Raw genomic sequence first — 23,318 nt, forward strand, 5'->3', positions numbered from 1 at the left:
CGTTTACTCCTGCTGAGCAGCAAATGCCTGGCGGTGCAGGATGCTAGAAAACTCTTCCATGAACGTGGCGTAAGAGTGCTCAAGCTTGGCCACTTGGTTGGTCAACTTGTTAAAGAAAATAACGGCAGGGATTGCCGCAAATAGGCCAATTGCCGTTGCAATCAAAGATTCAGCAATACCCGGAGCAACCATAGCTAGCGTGGCCTGCTTCACCGCACCTAGCGCGATAAAGGCGTGCATAACCCCCCACACCGTACCAAACAGGCCAATATATGGGCTGATTGAACCGACGGTTGCCAAAAATGGCAGGTTGGTTTCAAGCTCTTCTACTTCACGAGACATGGCAACGCGCATCGCACGCCCTGTGCCTTCCATCACCGCTTCCGGCGCCTTGCCGTTGTTGCGGTGCAAGCGGGCGAATTCTTTGAAGCCGGCATGGAAAATTTGCTCAGTGCCGGTCAGGCTGTCTTTGCGCGCTTCTACCTCTTGGTATAGCTGAGACAAATCGACCCCCGACCAGAAACGGTCTTCAAATCGCTCCACATTGTTTTTTGCCCGTGACAAGACCTGGGAACGTTTGATGATCATGGTCCATGATGCCATGGACATACACATCAAAATGATTACAACGACCTTACCTAGCAGGCTCGCCTGAAGGAATAGGTCTAAAATCGAAAGTTCAGTCACTTAGTTATCTCCGATAAAATATGTTCTGGGATCTTGATAGGTTTCAACGTATCGGGGTGGACACAGGCTACCTGAATCGATGCACTACACAAGGTTTGCCCGCTAGTGTTAACTAAAACCTGACAAAATTCGATCGATGCCCGGCGTATAGTATTAGGCCAGGTCCGTACAACGAGTTGATCATCCAGCTTGGCACCTTTGAGGTAATCAATCTCTAAGTGCCGAATTACAAAACTGACTTTGTCGGCGAACAAGTCGTTAAGACTGACACCGATGGAACGGAAGAGTTCCGTCCTCGCCCGCTCAAAAAACTTAATATAGTTAGCATGATAAACCAGGCCACCTACATCAGTATCTTCGTAATAGACCCTGATCGGCCATTCAAATGGATGCTCTTCGGTCATTATCATTCCAACCTTGGTGTTCAATCACTCTCGCCAATGGATTAAGGCTTAAACTCAATCGCTTACTATACCTAACTTGGCTACCTGATTGGAATCATGCATTACCAGTTAACACGCAGAGTTTTACTTTTTGATGATCTTGTCACTGCCTGTACTCTTCTACTTGCACCCTATCTGATGGCATTTTATCCAGTTATAAAAAAACAGCCCATTACTCAATTGCAATGGGCTGTTTCAATTGTATGTTTTTGTATCAGCGTGAACAGTTCGAAATCAATTCGTTACGTTAAACGCAGAAACAAAATGTAAGCCAAGATTGGCAACGAGATGTACGGGGTGAAAAACACCTGCCAGTACCAACGGCGAGGCACAAAGCCAACACCGAAGACCATGGCTGCACACGTTGCCCAAATCAAGGCCGGCGAGACAACCGGTCCAAATCCGCCAATCGCCTGAGCGAAGAGTGTGGGTTCCCAAACCACCAACCCTGCCGATGCCATTGACATCAGCAGTGACGCTACGCGCAGCAGACCGAAGTCTACCCACTGGTGGGCACGCTTCACCCAGTGATCGAGATTACTCACCGGTATCCTCTTTATCCATATTTTCTGTCGCTTCAAGCCACAGCGCGTTGATGATACCGAATGAGCAAGCAAGTAGCACACCCAGGATCCAAGCGAAATACCACATAGTCTGTCTCCTTAGTACAGTGAGTTCTTGTTGTCTTCGATATATTTGGTATCAAGACGGCCAAACATCTTGTAGTAACACCAAGAGGTGTACGCCAGGATAATCGGAACCATCACCGCTGCAACACCGGTCATGATGTTCAGCGTTAGCTCAGAAGACGTTGCATCCCACATGGTCAAGCTGTGGTTTGGAACCAGGCTTGAAGGCATGATGAATGGGAACAGTGCAAAGCCAGCAGTCAGGATCACACCCGCCATGGTTAGGCTAGATGTGATGAAAGCCAGTGCAGCACGGTTCGCACGAGAACACAGTACCGTCAATGCAGGCATCGCAACAGCTAGCGCCGGAGCAATCCACAGTAGTGGGTAAGCGTCGAAGTTAGCAAACAAGGCACCGCTCTGGCGCATAACTTCTTTAGTCAGCGGGTTAGAAGGCGCATTGGTCATGATTTCAGAGGTCACGATGTAGCCTTCGATGCTCTGAGCCCAGATACCAGCGATAGCAAAACAAACCGCTGTACCTACTGAAGTTAGCATCGCTACGCGGCGAGCGCGCTCGCGGATAGCGTCAGTAGTTTTCATCTGCAGGTATGCTGCACCTTGGGTCGTGATCATCAGAATGCTCACGATACCGCAAAGTAATGCAAACGGGTTAAGCAGGCCGAAGAACGAACCCTTGTAAGTCGGGATTAGGAACTCGTTCAGCTCAAACGGAACGCCCTGCATCAGGTTACCGAACGCCACACCGAAGATCACAGGTGGTACAAAGCTACCGACGAAGATGGCTTTATCCCACGCTTCACGCCATTTTGGATCTTCAATCTTCGAGCGGTAGTCGAAACCGATAGGACGAAGCCAAAGTGCCGCCAGTGTGATGATCATCGCGAAGTAAAAACCCGAGAACGCTGTTGCGTAAACCAGAGGCCATGCAGCAAACAGTGCACCACCAGCGGTGATCAACCAAACTTGGTTACCGTCCCAGTGCGGGGCGATAGAGTTAATCATTACTCGGCGTTCGCTGTCTGTCTTACCGATAATGCGGGACAGTACACCTACACCCATGTCAAAACCATCTGTGACTGCAAAGCCGATGCATAGCACACCGATCAGCACCCACCAGATAAATCGCAATACTTCATATTCAAACATTGCTTAACTCTCCCTGATTATGCTTCAACCTGACGCGCAACAACATTCTGTGGTGCATCATTAGTTTCAAAGTGGTAGCGGCCAGTTTTCAGGCTGCTAGGACCTAGACGAGCAAACTTGATCATCAGGTACAATTCAGCAATCAGGAACACTGTGTACAGTGCAATAATTGCTAGCAAAGAAGTGATGATATCGGATGGTGCCAGGTTAGACACCGCCATCGATACCGGCAGGATCTCACCCACTGCCCATGGCTGGCGACCGTACTCTGCAACGAACCAACCCGCTTCTACTGCGATCCAAGGAAGTGGCAGACCGTATAGCGCGGCTTTCAGTACCCACTTGTTCTCGGTGATCTTATGACGGCAAGACTGAACGAATGCCGCACCGATAATACCCAGCATCAGGAAGCCACACGCCACCATGATACGGAAGCTCCAGAATAGCGGCCATACTGTTGGGATTGAGTCATCCGCAGCACGTGCAATATCTTCATCTGTCGCATCAACAACGTTCTCGGCATATGGCTTAACCAGGAAGCCGTAACCTAGGTCATGCTTAACCTCATCAAACGCTGCGATATTTTCTGGTGTCTTGTCACCGGCACGCAATTTCTCTAGCAGGCCGTAAGCTACCATACCGTTACGGATACGTACTTCGTGCTCAGCTTTCAGGTCACGCAGGCCTGTTACTTCGGTATCGAAAGAACGCGTTGCGATAATACCCATTACGTAAGGGATCTTGATCGCGTAGTCCGTTTCCATCGTTTCCTGGTTTGGCAAACCAAACACAGTAAACGCGGCAGGCGCTTCTTCTGTGTGCCATTCCGCTTCGATAGCCGCCAGTTTGGTCTTCTGCACGTCACCTAGTTCGTAACCTGATTCATCACCAAGCACGATTACAGATAGGATTGACGCCATACCGAATGCAGCAGCAATCGCGAATGAACGGCGGGCAAAGGCAATATCGCGGCCTTTAAGGATGTAGTAAGAACTGATAGCTAGTACGAACATCGCACCTGTTACGTAACCAGACGCTACAGTGTGAACGAATTTCACCTGTGCAACCGGGTTTAGTACCACTTCTGCAAAGCTCACCATTTCCATACGCATGGTTTCGAAGTTGAACTCTGCACCTACAGGGTTCTGCATCCAACCGTTTGCCACAAGAATCCATAGCGCCGAGAAGTTTGAGCCAAGAGCAACCAACCAAGTAACAGCAAGGTGCTGGCGCTTGGATAGACGATCCCAACCAAAGAAGAAAAGGCCGACTAGGGTAGATTCAAGGAAGAAAGCGATAAGTGCTTCGATAGCCAGCGGCGCACCGAAAATATCACCTACGTAGTGGGAGTAATACGCCCAGTTCGTACCGAACTGGAACTCCATGGTAAGACCCGTGGAAACACCAAGGGCGAAGTTAATGGCAAAAAGCTTACCCCAGAACTTGGTCATGTCCTTGTAGATTTGCTTTCCGGTCATTACGTAAACCGACTCCATGATGGCTAGTAGGAAAGCCATACCGAGAGTCAGTGGGACGAACAAAAAGTGATACATCGCAGTTAATGCGAACTGTAACCGCGATAGTTCGACGATATCAGTGAACATTGAGAACTCCTTCTTTCGCCAGGCTGACTGACGACAGTACAACACAGTGCACTTATGGTTGGGCTTAGCAAAATGTAGCCAAACGTCGTCGCAATTTTGTCACCTTCCTGGTTGCCATTATTTAAATAATCAGTGGCATCCCTGATATGTTGCGACACTGTACCAAATTAGTTAATTTGTTGTTAAGCTACAGCTAATAAAGTCATTGCTAATATTACTGGCATTCGCTCTCAGGCTCAATGGATTTATCGCACAATTTGCTTTGATAAATATCAATAAACATTGCTCATTTATTAATCACCCGCATCTTGGTTGACCCAGATCAAACTATTTGGAACCTTACATGCTGCTGGAGCGACAGGAATAAATCTTCGGTTTAACAAATCACGAAGTGCCGTATTAATGCCACTTCACATTCTGTTTTATCCCGTCATATATACCCTACTTATCCTTAGAAAAAAGAGGATTGAATATGCTTTAACAGGTCATTCAATAATCATTAATTCTGCTCTCCTACTGATAAATCAATCGTTACAGTGCTCAATAAGCACTTTTTCGCATTATTTAAAATAATCCGAATTTAAAATTTAACTCGCTTTTGAATTACTAAAAACTGCCTATAATCAGCCCCAGAAACAGATAAGGCCGCCCAGAGAGTAAAAGTTATCTTTTTGGCGGGTTGTAGACTGTTTCCCCAACCATTTTGATTTAGATTGAGGAAGTAGATATGGCTCGTATTTTTGAAAAAATCGTTGCGCTTTACCAACCAAGCTTTGCGGAAATGTATAAAAGCAACTGCTAACAACTGTTCACAAAGCAAGCAAGTGCTCTGACGGCGGTTTAATGTCCAATATTTTCTGTCTGTGGCAGCTGCTCGAGTTGTCACAGACTTGTAACGATAGAAACAGCCGTTAAACAAAAAAGTTGTGCTAGGTGTTAAAAACAAAAACGAGGCCAAATGGCCTAATGCCGATCAGTTAAGCCTAAAATGATCGGTTGAACGATCCTTGGAGCATGTCAAAATCCGTGTGTATTCAATGCACTCGGATTTTTTTATGTTTCTCAGACAAGCACTCAATACTGTTCATAACTTCTCAACCGAACAGCTTTCAGGACTATCCGATCTTCTCTCTCCAGAAATGATTGATGAATGCCTCAAAGATACTGGTATCGCTACTATCAGAAAACGCCGTTTACCGATGGAGATGATGGTATGGAGTGTTGTCGGTATGTCTTTATATCGGCACTTATCTATGGAAAAAGTTGTCTCTCAACTCGATATTCTCCTTCCGGGTAAAAAGCCTTTTGTCGCACCGAGTGCGGTTATCCAAGCGAGAAAACGTCTGGGTTCAAATGTAGTCAAAGCGGTGTTTAACAAGACCCAGAAGTTATGGCATGCGAAAACGCCCCACCCAGATTGGCACGGCTTAACATTACACGCTGTCGATGGTGTTGTTTGGCGCACTCCTGAGACACCAGATAATGACCAGCACTTTGGTCGCACAGGAAATAAAACAACCATATCGGACTACCCGCAAGTTCGTATGGTCTGCCATATGGAACTCACCAGCCATTTACTGACAAGTGCCGCTTTCGACTCAGTATCAAGCAGTGAGATCGATTTAACCACTCAGCTTGTCGACCGTTCTCCGTCAAACAGCCTAACCATTTTTGACCGAGGCTTTTATGCTCTTGGTCTACTTCATCGTTGGCGAAGCAGTGGAGATGAGAAGCATTGGTTAATCCCGCTTCGTAAAGGAGCTCAATACACGACAGTAGCCAAGTTAGGGCGTGGGCAAGAACTTGTTGAACTCAAGTTATCACCTCAAGCCAGAAAGAAATGGTCGGATGCGCCGGAAACACTGCAAGCGCGGCTCATCACGAAGAACATCAAGGGTAAAGAAGTTCGCTTGCTTACATCAATGACAGACCCATTAAGATACCCGGGCGCAGACATCGCAGAGCTATACAGCCACCGTTGGGAAATAGAGCTAGGTTACAGAGAAATGAAGCAATACATGCTCCAAAATAACCTTACCTTAAGAAGCAAAACACCAGAACTAGTGACCCAAGAACTATGGGGAATGCTACTCGCTTACAACCTATTAAGGTTTTTGATGTGCCAAATGGCCTATGACCAGAAGAGCGTCATGCCATACCAAATCGGGTTCAAACAAGCCTCTTTGTTCCTAGTAGGCCAGCTTCAATTACTGCCCGCGGTGGCTCCTGGCAGAATCCCGGAGGTGATGAATTACATATTAGATATGGCAGAAAGTTTTACGCTGCCGGAGAGAAGGGAAAGAAGCTACCCAAGAGCAGTAAAGAAAAGGCCTAGCCGCTATACGACCAGGCCCCCAAAAAGGCGTTAAGTTATCTTAACTTACATGCATTAGGCCAAATGGCCTCGTTTTTGTTTATGTGCTCTTCAAAGATAAAGATTATTTCTTATTTACTCTCAGGCACATCAAAACCAAAGTGCAGGTAAGCGCGGTGGGTGGCAATACGACCACGCGGGGTACGCTGTAGGAAACCCTGCTGAATAAGGTATGGCTCAAGCACATCTTCGATCGTATCGCGCTCTTCACCGATCGCCGCAGCAAGGTTGTCCAGTCCAACCGGCCCGCCCATGAACTTATCGATAATAGCCATCAGCAGTTTGCGGTCCATGTAGTCAAAGCCGCTACTGTCGACATCGAGCATATCCAAGGCTTTGGCAGCCACATCCGGGCAGATATGACCATTGCCCTTCACTTCGGCAAAATCACGCACCCGGCGCAGCAAACGGTTAGCAATACGCGGCGTGCCTCGGGCACGCATCGCCACTTCTAACGCACCGGCTTCTTCCATCGAGAGATCCAAACAGTTCGCACTGCGCTGGACGATCCCCTTGAGATCTTCCACCTTGTAGTATTCAAGGCGCTGGGTAATACCAAAACGGTCGCGCAGCGGCGAGGTCAGTGAACCTGCACGGGTCGTTGCCCCGATCAGGGTAAAGGGTGGCAGGTCAATCTTGATAGAGCGCGCCGCCGGCCCTTCACCGATCATGATATCCAGCTGGTAGTCTTCCATCGCCGGATACAAGACTTCTTCAACCTGCGGGCTGAGACGGTGGATCTCATCGATGAACAGTACATCGTTTTCTTCCAGATTGGTCAGCAGCGCTGCCAAGTCCCCGGCTTTTTCCAGAACAGGACCAGACGTGGTGCGAATGCTCACGCCCATTTCATTGGCAACAATGTTCGCCAGCGTGGTTTTACCCAATCCCGGCGGACCAAAAATCAGCAAGTGATCCAAGGCTTCATCACGCAGCTTGGCAGCCTTGATAAAGATTTCCATCTGATCACGGACATGATCCTGTCCCTTGTAGTCTTCAAGTAATTTGGGACGGATCGCGCGATCGATAATGTCTTCTTCACGCGTTGTCGGATAATCATTGGCGACCAGTCTGTCTGCTTCTATCATCAAGCCTTACCTACATTCAAAATCAATAAAAACAGCACTTAAACCATCGATCGCAGTGCGTCGCGAATAATGGCTTCGCTGGTCATCTCTGGCTGGGCGACCTGAGCTACCACCTTAGAGGCTTGTTGCGGTTTATAGCCAAGGGCAACCAGGGCGCTGACCGCTTCATCTTCGACACGGGCCTGAGAGGCCGTATCCTGAATAGGTGCATTCGACGCCGCAGTATCAAGCGCAGGAGTGAACAAGTCACCTTCACCCCAACCTTTGAGGCGGTCTTTCATTTCTACCACCAAGCGCTCAGCGGTCTTCTTACCGACACCCGGAATTTTCACCAAGGTGGTCACGTCTTCGTTTTCAACACTCAGCACGAACTGGCTCGCTGTCATTGCGGAAAGAATAGCCAAGCCCAGCTTAGGACCGACGCCGTTGGCCTTGATCACTTCACGGAACAGATCACGCTCGCTTTTCTTGTTGAAGCCATACAGCAACTGCGCATCTTCACGCACTACAAAGTGAGTAGAAATAACCGCTTCACGGCCAACTTCCGGCAGCTCGTAAAAGCAGCTCATCGGCATCTGGACTTCATAGCCTATGCCATTCACCTCAAGCAATACTTCAGGTGGTTGTTTTTCAATGATGATTCCACGTAGTCGGCCAATCACAGCAAGATCTCTTTTCTCAATCCACAAAATTGGCTCTAGGATAGTAAAGAGCTGGATGTATATCCAGCTCTTTTTTCATTTCCAGCAATGTCATCAAGCCCAATACTATGCCATCTGCTGGCGCATACCGACGACTTGATTGAGGCTCTCGGCAAGGGTATTTAGCCGCTCAACCTGCTCGGCCAGCAACGCTCCCTGAGAGGCGACAGCATCAGATACCTGATTGGTTTCCACCACGCTGCTCGCCACAGCCTGACTGGCTGAAGTCAACTCCCTGAGAGCCTCAACTTGCTGGCTAATTGTCACGGCCAACTGGGTAACATCCACAGATACACTGCTTACCTGCTCGATGATCCCGCTCAGTTCGGCCGTGCTGTTTTCGATCACCGCCTGACCTTGTGATACCTCGCGGCGGCTGCGCTCCAGCAAAGCACGGATATCTACTGCCGAACTATTACTCTTGGCCGATAGCTCACGTACTTGGTCGGCAACGACCGCAAATCCCCGGCCCTGCTCCCCGGCCCTAGCGGCTTCAATGGCAGCATTGAGTGCCAGCAGATTAGTTTGCTCAGCCACCGAGGTGATCACATCGGCCACCGACATGATCTCATCATTACTGCTGAGGATACGGGCAATCGCTTCTTTCGAAGCCTGTAAGGAATCGGAGCTGGTTTCTGCCTGACGCTGAATAATGTCACTGCGCTGTTTCAGCTCAGTCACAAACTGATCAGACGCTTCCATACCTTGGCTCAGGTGCTGAACCTGCTCGCTCATTTGCTCGGCAGCACTGGCCTGTGATTCGCAATTGATGTTGAGAGTACCCACCTGCTGGTGCAATTCGGTTGACTGCTGCTCTATCACGGCTGAAACATCACTCAAGGATGCAGCATTGCCACTGGCCTGATCCAACACCTCTGCAAGCTGGGTCGCCCCTTGCTTGGCTTGTTCTGCGATAGCTTCGCTTACCTGATGGGCTGACTCAGCTTGCTCTATTGCGTTTTGCCTCTGTCTTGCCGACCATGCCTGAGCAATCACAACTAGCGGCAAGAGAAAGCCAGACCAGGTTTCAATGGCCTGGGAGGTTGGACTCAGTGCAACATTCGGGTAGGTATTGCCAGACAGGTGGCCATTCACCATCCAACCGGCCACCACCACCACGGCAAGCGCCCATACCGATGCCATCAGCAAGCGGGCCGATAAGTAGAAGGCGACAATCAGCAGCGGTAACCAAAAAGCCTGGGTTGATTCAACGATGCCACCGGTTTGGTAGATGATATTGACGGCATGGATCACCATCCCGAGGAAACCGACATTCAGTGCCACATCATGCCGTTGGGTTAGGCGAAACATTACCCCTGCCAAACATTCAAGGGCCACCAGCAGCACTGAAGTGGTCACCAAGGCGCTATGGTCATGCTCATACCATTTGAACAGGCTATAGATGCCGACAAAAAACGAAGTTAGCGTGAAGAACAAAAAAGTGTCGACATAGCGCGCGTCTTCGCCCTGCCAACTAGTAGAAGGCGGTAAAAACATCGCCCGCCAAAATGCCAATGGCGTCATGGAGTCCGTTCCTTGTTGTGTCTAGATTATTATTGTCAGGTATGTTCGAGCTTGATATGTCACTGTCACCATCACAAGGTCATATGACCTCCGACCAATATATGCCAAGAAACAATATCGCAACAAAACAAAAAAGCAGCCAAAGGCTGCTTTTTTGATCAATCACTCATTATGCATATATCGTAGTACCGACATAACACTTTGTAATAATGGAAATTATCGATAACGCCCTCGACGAGCACCGCGAGCTTGGCCCGCCATCGCCACCAGGGTTTTGTGGGTATGGGCATGACAAATCGCCACTGCCAAGGCATCGGCGGCATCGGCTTGTGGCTTGCCTGGCAACTTCAGCACCGAGCAGACCATATGCTGGACCTGTGACTTATCGGCTCCACCAGTCCCGACCACAGCCTGCTTTATCAAGCGGGCGGCATATTCACTGACCGGCAAGTCGGCATTTACCGCAGCAACAATGGCACTGCCACGGGCCTGGCCCAATTTCAGCGCCGAGCTGGCATTCTTGCCCATGAAGACTTCTTCGATAGCAAACACATCGGGCTGGAACTGGGTAATAACCTCGCTCACCCCGGCATAGATTTGCTTGAGGCGGCCCGGGATATCTTCGACAGAAGTGCGAATACAGCCGCTGCCGAGGTATTCCAAATGCCGCCCGACTTGGCGGATCACACCGTAGCCGGTGATCCTTGAGCCGGGGTCGATCCCCAAAATAATAGACATTCTCGTGAGACGTTACAGCTGAGCCGCAACCTCATCAGAGATATCGCCGTTATGGTAGACTTCCTGGACATCATCCTGATCTTCCAATGCATCAATCAGGCGTAGTAGTTTCGGTGCCGTGTCGGCATCTAGCTCTGCTTTGGTAGACGGCACTAGAGTCACTTCGGCGTTCTGGGCTTCAAAGCCTGCAGCATCCAAAGCATCTTTTACCGGGCCGAAATCAGCTGGTGTGGTGTAGACATCGATAGAGCCGTCATCATTGGTCTCGACATCATCCGCGCCGCCTTCCAATGCCGCTTCCATCACTGCATCTTCATCAAGGCCCGCCGCGTATGAGATAACCCCTTTCTTGTCGAACAGGTAGTTAACGCTGCCATCGGTACCCAAGTTACCACCGGCTTTCGAGAACGCATGGCGAACACCCGATACAGTGCGGTTACGGTTGTCAGTCATACACTCAACCATGACTGCTGTACCACCCGGACCGTAACCTTCGTAGATCACGGTTTCCATGTTGTCGTCACCTTCACCGCCAGCACCACGGCTGACAGCACGGTTGACCGTATCACGGGTCATGTTGTTTGATAGTGCTTTATCAATAGCTGCGCGTAGGCGAGGGTTATTGTCAATGTCGCCACCGCCTTCTTTTGCTGCCACGACAATCTCACGGATCAACTTAGTGAAAATCTTACCGCGCTTAGCATCCTGTGCCGCTTTACGGTGTCGGATGTTGGCCCATTTACTATGACCTGCCATATCACACTCCAATTTGTTGCTCGCCAACTGGCGAATGTTCCACAAATAACCAACCTAAAAATATTCTGATAAGTGCCGGAACCGGCTTGCAAGTAAAGGTTGGGAAAATCTAGCCCTAAAACAAAGACTGGCCTTTCGGCCAGTCTTAATCAAGGTTGTTGCTTACTCTTGCTCGGCGCTTTCTTCTTTCGCCAAGTTGACTGCAATCGCCAGCTCTTCAAGCGCGGCTGGGTTAGCCAGGCTTGGTGCGTCTGTCAGAAGACACGCAGCTGCTGTTGTTTTCGGGAAGGCAATCACGTCACGGATGTTTTCCGTACCGCAAAGCAGCATCACCAAGCGGTCAAGACCAAACGCCAGACCTGCGTGCGGTGGCGTACCGAACTTCAGTGCGTCAAGCAGGAAGCCAAACTTCAGCTGCTGCTCTTCTGCATCAATACCTAGAAGGTCAAATACTGCAGACTGCATTTCAGCGTTGTGGATACGAACAGAACCACCACCGACTTCGTAGCCGTTGATAACCATGTCGTAAGCGTTAGAGTTGGTTGCTGCTGGGTTCGCCTTCAGCTCTTCCGGGCTTACGCCTAGTGGAGAAGTGAACGGGTGGTGCATCGCGTGCAGGTTACCTTCGTCGTCTTCTTCGAACATTGGGAAGTCAACAACCCATAGCGGTGCCCAAGCATTCGTATCCGTCAGCTCAAGGTCAGTACCTAGCTTCAGACGAAGTGCACCCATTGCTTCTTCAACAATACGCTTCTTGTCTGCGCCGAACAGAATGATATCGCCAGACTCAGCCTGAGTACGGTCAAGCAGTTGTGCAACCACTTCTTCGTTCAGGAACTTAGCCACTGGAGACTGAACACCTTCGAAGCCCGCTTCGCGGTCGTTCACCTTCATCCATGCCAAGCCTTTCGCACCGTAGATGCCAACGAACTTGGTGTACTCGTCGATTTGCTTACGTGTTAGCTTAGCGCCACCCGGTACGCGGATAACTGCCACACGGCCTTTCTCGTCATTCGCAGGGCCAGAGAACACTTTGAAGTCAACATCTTTCAGGATGTCAGCAACGTCTACTAGCTCAAGCGGGTTACGCAGGTCTGGCTTGTCAGAGCCGAAACGACGCATTGCTTCTTCGAATGGCATGATTGGGAACGTGCCTAGGTCTACGTTTAGTAGCTCTTGCCACATCTCAGTGATCATGCGCTCAGTCACGCCACGTACCTGCTCGGCAGACATGAATGAGGTTTCGATATCGATCTGGGTGAATTCTGGCTGACGGTCAGCACGTAGGTCTTCGTCACGGAAACACTTAACGATCTGGTAGTAGCGATCGAAGCCAGACATCATCAGCAGCTGCTTGAATAGCTGAGGTGACTGAGGCAGAGCGTAGAAGCTACCTTTGTGAACACGGCTTGGTACCAAGTAGTCACGTGCACCTTCTGGTGTCGCTTTGGTCAGTACTGGCGTTTCGATATCCAGGAAATCGTTGCTGTCTAGGAAACGGCGAACGAAGCTAGATGCTTTTGCACGTAGCTTGATGCGGTCGCTCATTTCTGGACGGCGTAGGTCTAGGTAACGGTACTTTAGGCGCTGCTCTTCAGTGTTCTTCTGGTTGAAGTCTAGCGGTAGCACGTCTGAACGGTTGATGATTTCCAGGCCAGTAGCCAAGATTTCAACTTCACCAGTAGCCATGTCTTTGTTTACCTGGCTTTCTGGACGTACACGTACTTCACCAGTTAGGCGAATACAGAATTCGTTGCGCAGTTGGTTAGCGATCTCGAATACATCTTTCATATCCGGATCAACAACAACCTGAACAATACCTTCACGATCTCGCATATCAATAAAGATAAGACCGCCTAAATCACGGCGACGGTTAACCCAGCCGCATAACTCTACTGTTTGCCCTGCTAGGGACTTGTTCAGGTGACCACAATATTGGGTGCGCATATGAAATTCCCGATCTGTTTACTAACTTTCCTGTGCGTATGGCAATGCCCGAAGCACTCGGCCACACACAAGCTGAATCCTTCCCGGCCAATCTGATTAAACATTGCACAACTATTGTGCTCAATCAGGCCGAGAGACAAAAATAACGAGGCATTATATACCCAAGCGCCTTCAACATACATGATCCGCGAGAATAAATTGGCAATCCGCCCCAAGCGAAAACACTTGAGCTGGCAGCCAAGCTCTGGCGTAGCACTTTATATTTTGAAAAGCAGGGGGAATAATGCGAAATACCACTTTAGGGAAAAGTACCCAATGAGATCAAGGGAAAATCCAAGATCAAGGACTTAAAAGATTGACCTAGCACACAAAGCCTAAGCACAATGCTCCCTTAACTTTTAATCTGGAAGCCTTGCTATGCCATCAGCTCATGCCAATCTCCATGTTCGCCTCGGCCTTGCCATGTGGTCCCATAACCACTGGCAGCAGAGCTTGTATGGCAGCGGCTGCAAAGCTGGCGACAGATTGGCAAGGTATGCAGAGGTATTTCACACCGTCGAGGGTAACACCACCTTCTATGCCACGCCGGGGCTCCCGACAGTAAAAAAATGGCATGACGCCACAGGTGACAACTTCCGTTTCACCTTCAAGCTTCCCCAAGCGATAACCCACCAGAACCAGTTGGTGCACTGTGATCAGCTATTGGCTGACTTCTTCACCACCATGGCACCGCTTGAAGGCAAAATCGGGCTATGGAAAGTCCAGCTACCGGCCCAATTCGGCCCGGCTGCATTGCCGGCCCTGGAAAAGTTTCTCCAAAGGCTACCAGCCAATTATCCCGTCGGGGTCGAGGTACGCCATCCAGCCTTCTTTGCCAAGGGGGAAGAAGAAAAGCAGCTTAACCGCCTGCTCATCGAACACGGCGCCAACCGCATTATTATGGATAGCCGCCCGGTGTTTGCCGCGCCGCCGACAACTGAGGCTGTGATCGATGCCCACCAGAAAAAACCAAAGGTGCCGGTCCATGCTATCTCTACCGCGGGCTCGCCGATGATCCGCTTTATCGGTCATCCCGATGACGCCAGCAACGACGCTTTCTTTGCCAACTGGCTAGTCCGCCTGCCCCAGTGGCTTCGCGACGGCAAGCAGCCATACCTGTTCATCCATACCCCGGACAACAACCATGCCCCTGAGCTAGCAACCCGGCTCTACCGCTTGCTACAACAAAAAGCGGCAGAGGCAAACCTGCCGGATGTCGAACTGCCGAAAGCAGAGCCGGATCCGCAGATCACATTACTTTAAGATCAAAAAAACACCCCGCAGGCTTAAACTACGGGGTGTTCTATTTTGCAACTATAGCGTATGGCTATTACTGCAAAATCTGGCCGTTGTACTCACCGTTCAGCGTCTCTAGGTAAGCCGTGATCTTACCAATCTCGGCTTCCGACAACTTCACGCCCACCTGATAGTACGCCATCTTATCAACGGCTTCTGCCAAGGTCTCTACGCTACCGTCGTGGAAGTACGGCGCAGTAAGTGCAACATTACGTAGGGTTGGCACCTTGAAACGGTGCATGTCACTGTCATCACCAGTGGCATTGAAGCGACCGTTATCTACCTCGGTAACATTGCCACGATCCGCAAAGTAGTCTTTTTTAAGACCCATGACTTCAAAGCTCTGCCCACCCATAGCTTCACCGACGTGGCAGGTGCTGCACTTGTACTGCTTGAACAGCGCGTAGCCTTCTTGCTCTTCGTCGTTCAGTGCCTCATGGTTACCACGCAGGAACTGATCGAAGCGGCTATTCGGTGTCACCAGGGTTTTCTCGAACTCGGCAATCGCATCGGTAATGCTGTGCTCGGTAATGCCCTCGGCATAAATCGCAGCAAAGGCAGCATTCATTTCTTCGTCGACTGCAAGCTTGTCGATGATCTGCTCCCAAGACTCAGAAGCCATCTCCAACGGGTTCAATGGCGGGCCACCAGCCTGTGCCTGCAAGTCATGGGCGCGGCCATCCCAAAATTGGTGGGTATTGAACACCGAGTTGAATACCGTTGGCGCGTTAATTGGGCCAATGGCACCGTCGACACCAACCGAGCTTACCAAACGGTCAACACCACCAGTTTCAAGGCCATGACAGCTCGCACACGAAACCGTGTCATCGCCAGAAAGGCGGGTATCGTGGTAGAGTTTGTCACCCAATTCCACTTTTGCCATATCAACCTCAAACGTGGTGCGAATAGGCTGTACCGCCTCGTATTTGAATTCTTCGGTGATCTTGGCTTGGCCTTGGTGGTGACGTAAACGCTCCTGCTTCACCCAGTCCTGCAGCGTAGCCGACTCTTCTTCCGACAGTTTAGAGCGCCAGTGCATAGTCAGGTACAACGCCGGCGGCATCGAGTTGTCTTCCATCACCGACTCCAGCTTCGCCAGGTCGACTTCGGAAACCAGCTCACCGGTACGAACCTGCTCCATCATGGCTTCGATATTGAAATGGCGCATACCCCGGGTGACATCGGCGTCCATCAATTGCTTGGCAACCGGAAGGTTGCCGTAGAACGGCATTTCGCTGTCGCTGGTGTGGCAGTATGAACAACCATTTTTGTTCAGTACATCAAACGCCGCTGTAGAAAGCGGGCTGATATCCTGCTTGGCAAGCTCATGGTAGCGAGTCACCGCCAGCTGCTGGTCAAACTTATCAACCATGTAGACTGAGGCCAGGTAGCCGACAAGGCCCACACCGACCGCATAATAAAATTTACGCATTTACTACTCCCCCTAAATATGCGGGGGAAAATAAAAGCTAGCTAATCACGTTTCCAATTGAAAAAAGCGTAAAGGCTGATTGATTTATCCGATAAAACATTACCTTAACAACCATTAGCCAAATAATAAGCAGTTTGATGCAGTTGTACCGAGTAAATGTTATTTTTCTACACTATCGCAACAAATATTTTGTTACAGCTTAGCAAGCCATCGTTTGGCAAAAGCCGCTGAACTCTGGAGGGAGATTTTCAAACATAGATTGCTGGGGATCTTCAAGCCGTCACAAAATCAGTAAAGACAAATGGCGTGATTTTCACTACAATACGCGACCTTTCAGCGGTGACGGATCACCCCAGTATGTAGATTGACGCCAACAGCGCAGAAAAGTTCATACTTATCATTTGGGATCCCTGTTTTTTTGTATAGATGAGGTTCGTGAAGATGGCCGGTCACGACAATATATTTGCGGCACCGATAGATAAAATCGGTGATTTTACATTTGACGAACGCGTAGCCGAAGTTTTCCCGGATATGATCCAGCGCTCGGTACCGGGCTACAGCAACATTATTTCAGCCATTGGTATGCTGGCCGAACGCTTCGCCAAACCGCACTCTAAAGTGTACGATCTGGGCTGCTCGCTGGGCGCAGCAACCTTGTCAATGCGCCGCCATATCCAGCAGGAAGGCTGTGAAATCATTGCCGTCGATAACTCCAGCGCCATGGTGGAACGCTGCCGCCTGCACATCAATGCCTACCGCTCAGACACCCCGGTGCAGGTCGTGGAAGCCGATATCCGTGATATCGAAATAAGCGATGCCTCGGTGGTGGTACTGAACTTTACCCTGCAGTTCCTAGCACCCGATGATCGCCAGACCCTGCTGGAGAAAATTTACGCTGGCCTGCGCCCGGGCGGTATCCTGATCCTGTCGGAGAAATATATCTTCGACGATGAGCGTGCCCACGAGCTGCTTATCGACCTGCACCACGACTTCAAGCGCGCCAACGGTTACAGCGAACTGGAAATCAGCCAGAAACGCAGTGCCATTGAAAATGTCATGCTGCCAGACAGCATCGATACCCATAAGCAGCGCTTTGAAAAAATTGGCTTCACCAGCTCGGAAGTCTGGTTCCAATGCTTCAACTTCGGCTCGATGTTTGCCATTAAATAAGGTTTCTAATGTCTATCTTTACTTTTGCTGAGTTTTATCAGCTCCTCGCCCAGCATGAAACATTGCGCCCGTGGCTAAATACCCTGCCTCAGCAGCTGAATGACTGGGAAGACCAAGCCCACGGTGACATGGGACGCTGGATGCGAGCCCTGAAGAAATTCCCAACCGACAAGCCCGACATTATCGACCTGAAAAATGCGGTAAGCGTACGCAATGAAGACGGTATTGCCGAAGGTGAGCAAAAGCGCCTAGAGAGCCTGCTGCGTTTGCTGCACCCATGGCGTAAAGGTCCTTATGAAATGCACGGTATTAATATCGATACCGAGTGGCGTTCAGACTGGAAATGGGATCGCGTACTGCCGCATATTTCCCCGCTGAAAGGCCGTACGGTGCTGGATGTCGGCTGTGGTAACGGTTATCACATGTGGCGCATGCTGGGTGAAGAAGCCAAGCTAACTGTCGGTATCGACCCGTCAAACCTGTTCCTGATCCAATTCGAGGCCATCAAACGCCTGATGGGCATGGACGATCGCGCTTACTTGCTGCCGCTGGGGATCGAACAGCTACCCGAGCTGAAGGCTTTCGATACGGTATTCTCGATGGGTGTGCTATACCACCGCCGCTCACCGCTTGATCACATCATCCAACTCAAGAACCAGCTACGCAAAGACGGCGAAATGATCTTGGAAACCCTGGTGATTGACGGTGACGAGAACGATGTACTGGTGCCGACCCACCGCTACGCCCAGATGCACAATGTCTACTTCTTCCCGTCAGCCAAAGCGCTGAAGGTATGGATGGAAAAATGTGGCCTTGTTGATGTGAAGATTGTCGATGAATGCGTCACCACCACTGACGAACAGCGCTCGACAGGCTGGATGACCAATAATTCCCTACCGGAATATTTGGACCCTAACGACCCATCGAAAACGGTCGAAGGATACCCAGCACCTAAGCGTGCCGTGCTAATTGCACGAAATCCTGACTAACTACTGACAAGGGGGTGCTGTTCGCATCCCTTTTTGTAAGTTAAAATATTGCCGCCTAAGAAAAAATTAGAAGTACCTCCGGGAGATATAATGCTTCGCCGCTTTGTACCATTACTGACCTTTGCCATCCTTTCAGGCTGTAGCCTTACCCAGCCACAACAAGACCATGAGCAAACTATGCAAGCGATTAACGTCATGGAAGATCGTGTAAATTTCCAGCTTGCAACAATGATCAAACAAATTGATGACCAAAACGCTAATATTGACAAGTTAGAGAAGCAAATATCTACCCTGTCGGATGATATGAGCCAGCGCTATACGGATTCTGCCCTGCTGACTTACACCGAAGAGGAAGAAGAGGCGACTCCTATCCCTGTTATCGTTGATAACGATCCGCGCGTTGCCCACGGCAAGGTGATTCTGGGTGAAGAAGAGTGGGTATGGCTGGACGCGACCCAGAGCTTTTACAAAGCCCGAGTTGATACTGGCGCAACGACTTCATCGGTTAGTGCCACCAACATCCAGATTTTCGAGCGTGATGGCAAAGAGTGGGCACGCTTTAACATGAACCATACGTCGGATGAAAACCCGAGCGAGGCAGATATTGTCGAGGCGCCAGTGGTTCGCTGGGTCAAGATCCGTCAGGCCAGTGCGAATGGTGTAAATCGCCGACCAGTGATTGAAGCATGGGTAAAACTCGGCCAGCTTCATGAAAAAGCACAATTTACTTTGGCAGATCGCACACAAATGACCTATCCAGTATTATTAGGGCGAGAGTTTTTCAAAGACATAGCGCTTGTTGACGTAGGTAAAAAGTTTGTTCAGGGAATGAATGAACAACAAGTACAACAAAACTAATAACAAATGATGAGGACGTCATGACATCAAGAATCCCGTTTTATTTTCTTATTACCCTACTAGTCATCGCAGGGGCGGCACTGAGTATGTACCGCCACGATGTCTACGGGGTGCCATGGACGCCGGGTGAAGAGCGCGCGCTTTGGGAACTCGAGGCACGGATCGAATTCGATGCCATCGGTGACCCGGTCAAAGTGTCCATGGCTGCGCCGGAAACCCAACAGGGGTTTACCCAGATTGATGAGAGTACCTCATCCCCGGGTTATGGCGTCGCTCTGATTGATACCAACAAAGGCCGCCGCGCTGAATGGTCTATCCGCGAAGCGACCGGCAAGCAGATCCTGTACTACAAAACCCAGATGCTGGTTGACGACCAGGCGAGCTACAATATGATGCCGCCTAAGGGCGATACGGTTGCAGTCAGCCTAGACAACCCACAGCAGACTGCAGCTACTGCCCTGCTTGACCAAGCCCGCAGCCTGTCTTCCGACAATGTCACCCTGACCCGAGAGCTTATCAAGCAGTTCAACGACCGCAACAACCAGAATGCGGCCTTGTTGCTCAATAGCCTGAGTCGCGAGCAAGCGATTATCAACTTGCTATCGCTAGAGAAAATTCACGCCCGCATCGTTGGCGGCCTGCAGCTCGAAGATGGCCGCCGTCGCCAGAGCATCACCCCGATGGTTGAAGTGTGGAATGGCACCGTTTGGGAGCTGTTTGACCTACAAACCGGCCAGGAAGGCAAACCAGACAATATCCTGCTTTGGAACCAGCAAGGCCACTCGCTGCTGGATGTCATCGGTGGTCGCAACTCCAACATCAGTTTCTCGATCATTGCCCAGGACATCACCCCGCAGCAGGCAACTCGCGAGAAAGTCCAGGCTGAAGACCTGCTGAACTTCTCGATCCACAGCCTGCCGGTTGAAGAACAAGCGATGTTCAAAACCATCATGCTGGTTCCAATCGGTGCCCTGATCGTGGTATTCCTGCGGATTATTGTCGGCTTGAAAACCTCCGGTACCTTCATGCCAGTCCTTATCGCGGTCGCATTTGTCCAGACCCAGCTGATCACCGGTATTCTCGGCTTCCTGCTGATTGTCGGCACAGGTTTGGTGATCCGTAGTTACCTCTCCAAGCTCAACCTGTTGCTGGTAGCCAGGATTTCCGCGGTGATCATCACGGTTATCATGATTATCTCGGTCTTCACCGTTGTTGCCTTCAAGATTGGCTTGGTTGAGGGTCTAACCATTACCTTCTTCCCGATGATCATCCTATCGTGGACCATCGAGCGTATGTCCATCCTATGGGAAGAGGAAGGGGCGAAAGAAGTATTGATCCAGGGGGGCGGCTCGCTGCTTACTGCGGTATTCGTATACCTTGCGATGACTAACCCATTGATCCGTCACCTGACCTTTAACTTTATCGGTATCCAGCTGATTATTTTGGCACTGATCCTAATGCTGGGTAACTACACCGGCTACCGTTTGAGTGAGCTACGCCGCTTCAAGCCATTAGCGGAGGACTAAACTATGTCACTGTTTTCACAGTTTACGTCCCCGTTCAAGCTGCGCGAGCGCGGGATCATGGGAATGAACCAGCGCAACCACAGCTACATCGGTCGCTATAACGACCGAAGCCTTTATCCACTGGTTGATGACAAGCTCAAAACCAAGTTGATTGCCAAGCAAGCCGGGGCTACGGTTCCGGAACTGATTGGCGTTATCGACAGCCAGGTATACGTTAAGCGCGTTCATGACATGGTCAAAGACTGGCCGGGTTTTGTTATCAAACCTGCTCAGGGCTCTGGCGGTAAAGGCATTCTGGTTGTGGTTAAGCACAAGGATGGCGTGTATGTAAAACCGTCCGGTGCCGAGATGAACAAGCAGGATGTCGAGCGACACATCACCAACACCCTGGCAGGACTGTTCTCGCTGGGTGGCAAAAACGATGTGGCAATGGTTGAAAACCTGATCCAGTTTGACGATGTGTTCGATGGCTTCAGTTACGAAGGTGTGCCGGATGTACGGGTTATTGTCTTCAAGGGCTACCCTGTGATGGCGATGATGCGCTGCTCGACCGCCGCCTCTGACGGTAAGGCCAACTTGCACCAGGGTGCGGTAGGCGTAGGTATTGATATTGCCACCGGCAAAGCTATCAGAGCCGTTCAGTTCGACCAACCGGTGGAGCGCCACCCAGATACCGACCGACTGCTGAGTGAACTAGCGGTACCCAATTGGCACAAGCTGCTTACTCTCGCCTCTAGTGCGTGGGAGATGACCGGCTTGGGTTACATGGGGACTGATATGGTTCTGGATAAGGTTTATGGCCCTATGGTACTCGAGCTCAATGCCCGACCGGGCTTGGCTATCCAGACCGCCAATGGCGCCGGCCTACTGCCTCGCCTGCAGCATATCGAAAACCTGGGTGTGCCATCCAAGCCACCGACACCGGAAGAGCGAGTCGCCTACGCGGCAGATCAATTTGGTGTAAAATCAAAGTTCTAGCGCCAGTATCACTAGCCTATCGTGATGTAAGCCCCAATCTTGTACTGGGGCTTTTTTATTCAGCTGCTACGTGGCAATAATAGGCTAATTCACTTGCGCAAAGGATTCTTCATGCAGCCCGCTAAATCAGATAATTCAACTCACCCTCAGACCGATCCCTTGTTTGATCAGCACATCGACCGCAGCCGCAGCAACAGTATCAAATGGAAGAAGTACCAAGGGCAGGATATCTTGCCGATGTGGGTTGCCGACAGCGACTTCAAAGTGCCGCAAGCCATTACTGATGCCCTACATAGCCATGTTGACCACGGTATTTTTGGCTATGGCAGTGCTCCTAAGGCACTGACCGAGCTCATTGCCGAGCGGATGCAGCGCCTCTATCAGTGGCACATCGAACCGGAGTGGATTGTCTACCTGCCAGGGCTGGTTTGTGGTATCAACCTCGCGGTCCGCTCTGTTTGTGGCGAGGGACAAGGTGTTGCCAGCCCAAGCCCTATCTACCCGCCGTTCAAATCGTCGGCCAAGCTGGCCAAGCGCCCCTTGAGCAAATTACCGGTGGTGCTTGAAGATCAGCGCTGGCTGATGGCGCTGGACGACAAGGCTTTGCAGCCCGATACGAGGCTGCTGTTGTTCTGCAACCCGCTCAATCCGGGCGGTACGGTATACCGCAGGGATGAACTGGAAGCGGTTGCTGATTTTGCCAAGCAGCAGGACTTAATTGTTTGCTCCGATGAGATTCATAGTGACTTGCTACTTGAGCCTGGCTGCCGGCATATCCCCTTTGCCAGCCTCAATGAGGATGCTGCACAGCGCTCAATCACATTGATCGCACCTAGCAAGACCTTCAACATTGCCGGGCTCGGCGCCTCTATGGCAATTATTCCCAACCCGGCATTACGGCGCGAGTTTATCCGGGCTAAAGCCGGCATCGTACCTGACGTTAACGTGCTAGCCTATACTGCCGCCCAAGCTGCCTATCAACACGGCCAGCCTTGGCTCGACCGGCAGCTTACTTATCTGAGGCAAAACAAAGCCACAGTTGAACAGGCTATCAATAGCATGTCCTACCTCACTCTCCATCCTATTGAAGGGACGTATCTAGCATGGATTGACGCAAGCGCTATGCCTGTCGCGTCTCCCTTTAAGTTTTTTGAACAAGCGGGTGTGGGACTGTCGCCCGGCGCAGATTTCGGTGATCCCGGTTTTGTCAGGCTCAACTTTGCCTGTCGCCATCAAACATTATTGGAGGCACTCAACAGAATGGAAAAGGCTATTACAGCATTAGAACAGGAACAAATGGCTAAACAGTAGCCAGTTGCTCGCTATCGCTCTTTTTTTATTAAAGATATTAGAAGCTGTACCGATACAG

The 23,318-nt window shown here is 50.4% G+C and carries 21 protein-coding genes; 8 read left to right on the forward strand and 13 right to left on the reverse strand.

All coding sequences use genetic code 11. The features are described from left to right. Window positions 1–3: 3 nt before the first annotated feature. From tolQ to cydA, 6 genes are all read right to left on the reverse strand, one after another. Window positions 4–687 carry a protein TolQ gene (gene tolQ / locus ACXAGQ_RS02095; protein ID WP_475251417.1) on the reverse strand — a complete coding sequence of 228 codons (684 nt, stop codon included), beginning with the start codon at window positions 685–687 and terminating at the stop codon, window positions 4–6. Further along, window positions 684–1,091: a tol-pal system-associated acyl-CoA thioesterase gene (gene ybgC, locus ACXAGQ_RS02100; RefSeq protein ID WP_475251419.1), complete on the reverse strand. Its 408-nt coding sequence runs from the start codon at window positions 1,089–1,091 to the stop codon at window positions 684–686. The genes tolQ and ybgC overlap by 4 nt, the downstream gene beginning before the upstream one ends. 281 nt (window positions 1,092–1,372) lie before the next feature. Beyond that, window positions 1,373–1,675, reverse strand: a complete 303-nt coding sequence (gene ybgE / locus ACXAGQ_RS02105) for a cyd operon protein YbgE (RefSeq protein ID WP_475251421.1) — start codon at window positions 1,673–1,675, stop codon at window positions 1,373–1,375. Next, complete coding sequence (gene cydX, locus ACXAGQ_RS02110) at window positions 1,668–1,781, reverse strand: cytochrome bd-I oxidase subunit CydX (protein ID WP_317523376.1); 114 nt, start codon at window positions 1,779–1,781, stop codon at window positions 1,668–1,670. The genes ybgE and cydX overlap by 8 nt, the downstream gene beginning before the upstream one ends. Window positions 1,782–1,792: 11 nt before the next feature. After that, entirely contained in the window at window positions 1,793–2,929 is a 1,137-nt protein-coding gene (gene cydB / locus ACXAGQ_RS02115) for a cytochrome d ubiquinol oxidase subunit II (protein ID WP_475251423.1), read from the reverse strand. A 17-nt stretch (window positions 2,930–2,946) separates the two neighbouring features. Beyond that, window positions 2,947–4,533, reverse strand: coding sequence for a cytochrome ubiquinol oxidase subunit I (cydA, locus tag ACXAGQ_RS02120; protein ID WP_475251425.1), 1,587 nt, complete (start codon window positions 4,531–4,533; stop codon window positions 2,947–2,949). A gap of 1,055 nt (window positions 4,534–5,588) precedes the next feature. Between cydA and ACXAGQ_RS02125 the strand changes: the two genes are divergently transcribed. Next, on the forward strand, window positions 5,589–6,902 hold the full coding sequence (locus ACXAGQ_RS02125) for an IS4 family transposase (protein ID WP_475251427.1): 1,314 nt from the start codon (window positions 5,589–5,591) through the stop codon (window positions 6,900–6,902). Window positions 6,903–6,978: 76 nt separating this feature from the next. On the opposite strand, the gene ruvB is transcribed toward ACXAGQ_RS02125, so the two are convergent. The 6 genes from ruvB to aspS all read right to left on the reverse strand — a co-directional run bounded on the left by ruvB (window position 6,979) and on the right by aspS (window position 13,661). Beyond that, window positions 6,979–7,995: a Holliday junction branch migration DNA helicase RuvB gene (gene ruvB / locus ACXAGQ_RS02130; RefSeq protein ID WP_475251429.1), complete on the reverse strand. Its 1,017-nt coding sequence runs from the start codon at window positions 7,993–7,995 to the stop codon at window positions 6,979–6,981. Window positions 7,996–8,033: 38 nt separating this feature from the next. Further along, complete coding sequence (ruvA, locus tag ACXAGQ_RS02135) at window positions 8,034–8,657, reverse strand: Holliday junction branch migration protein RuvA (RefSeq protein ID WP_475251431.1); 624 nt, start codon at window positions 8,655–8,657, stop codon at window positions 8,034–8,036. Window positions 8,658–8,762: 105 nt separating this feature from the next. Then, window positions 8,763–10,220 (reverse strand): methyl-accepting chemotaxis protein, encoded by a 1,458-nt coding sequence (locus ACXAGQ_RS02140; protein WP_475251433.1) that lies wholly within the window; start codon window positions 10,218–10,220, stop codon window positions 8,763–8,765. A 216-nt stretch (window positions 10,221–10,436) separates the two neighbouring features. Beyond that, window positions 10,437–10,958 carry a crossover junction endodeoxyribonuclease RuvC gene (ruvC, locus tag ACXAGQ_RS02145; protein ID WP_475251435.1) on the reverse strand — a complete coding sequence of 174 codons (522 nt, stop codon included), beginning with the start codon at window positions 10,956–10,958 and terminating at the stop codon, window positions 10,437–10,439. 12 nt (window positions 10,959–10,970) lie between these two features. Beyond that, window positions 10,971–11,714: a YebC/PmpR family DNA-binding transcriptional regulator gene (locus ACXAGQ_RS02150; protein ID WP_475251437.1), complete on the reverse strand. Its 744-nt coding sequence runs from the start codon at window positions 11,712–11,714 to the stop codon at window positions 10,971–10,973. A 162-nt stretch (window positions 11,715–11,876) separates the two neighbouring features. Continuing rightward, complete coding sequence (aspS, locus tag ACXAGQ_RS02155) at window positions 11,877–13,661, reverse strand: aspartate--tRNA ligase (RefSeq protein ID WP_475239254.1); 1,785 nt, start codon at window positions 13,659–13,661, stop codon at window positions 11,877–11,879. Window positions 13,662–14,078: 417 nt separating this feature from the next. Between aspS and ACXAGQ_RS02160 the strand changes: the two genes are divergently transcribed. After that, window positions 14,079–14,963, forward strand: a complete 885-nt coding sequence (locus ACXAGQ_RS02160) for a DUF72 domain-containing protein (protein ID WP_475251439.1) — start codon at window positions 14,079–14,081, stop codon at window positions 14,961–14,963. Window positions 14,964–15,030: 67 nt separating this feature from the next. On the opposite strand, the gene ACXAGQ_RS02165 is transcribed toward ACXAGQ_RS02160, so the two are convergent. Continuing rightward, window positions 15,031–16,428 (reverse strand): cytochrome c peroxidase, encoded by a 1,398-nt coding sequence (locus tag ACXAGQ_RS02165; RefSeq protein WP_475251441.1) that lies wholly within the window; start codon window positions 16,426–16,428, stop codon window positions 15,031–15,033. A gap of 441 nt (window positions 16,429–16,869) precedes the next feature. Here ACXAGQ_RS02165 and cmoA point away from each other — a divergent pair, with 441 nt between their 5' ends. From cmoA to ACXAGQ_RS02195, 6 genes are all read left to right on the forward strand, one after another. Further along, window positions 16,870–17,598 (forward strand): carboxy-S-adenosyl-L-methionine synthase CmoA, encoded by a 729-nt coding sequence (gene cmoA / locus ACXAGQ_RS02170; protein ID WP_475251443.1) that lies wholly within the window; start codon window positions 16,870–16,872, stop codon window positions 17,596–17,598. A 14-nt stretch (window positions 17,599–17,612) separates the two neighbouring features. Next, entirely contained in the window at window positions 17,613–18,587 is a 975-nt protein-coding gene (cmoB, locus tag ACXAGQ_RS02175) for a tRNA 5-methoxyuridine(34)/uridine 5-oxyacetic acid(34) synthase CmoB (RefSeq protein WP_475254642.1), read from the forward strand. 90 nt (window positions 18,588–18,677) lie between these two features. After that, entirely contained in the window at window positions 18,678–19,445 is a 768-nt protein-coding gene (locus ACXAGQ_RS02180) for an ATP-dependent zinc protease family protein (RefSeq protein ID WP_475251445.1), read from the forward strand. A gap of 20 nt (window positions 19,446–19,465) precedes the next feature. Beyond that, window positions 19,466–20,971, forward strand: coding sequence for an inactive transglutaminase family protein (locus ACXAGQ_RS02185; RefSeq protein WP_475251447.1), 1,506 nt, complete (start codon window positions 19,466–19,468; stop codon window positions 20,969–20,971). A gap of 9 nt (window positions 20,972–20,980) precedes the next feature. After that, a complete protein-coding gene (locus ACXAGQ_RS02190) occupies window positions 20,981–21,949 on the forward strand; it encodes an alpha-L-glutamate ligase-like protein (protein WP_475242715.1) in 969 nt (322 codons plus the stop codon). Between the two features lie 111 nt (window positions 21,950–22,060). Further along, complete coding sequence (locus ACXAGQ_RS02195; protein ID WP_475251449.1) at window positions 22,061–23,260, forward strand: MalY/PatB family protein; 1,200 nt, start codon at window positions 22,061–22,063, stop codon at window positions 23,258–23,260. The last annotated feature ends 58 nt before the right edge of the window (window positions 23,261–23,318 follow it).

This window comes from Photobacterium sp. ABD4_091, from assembly GCF_056160145.1.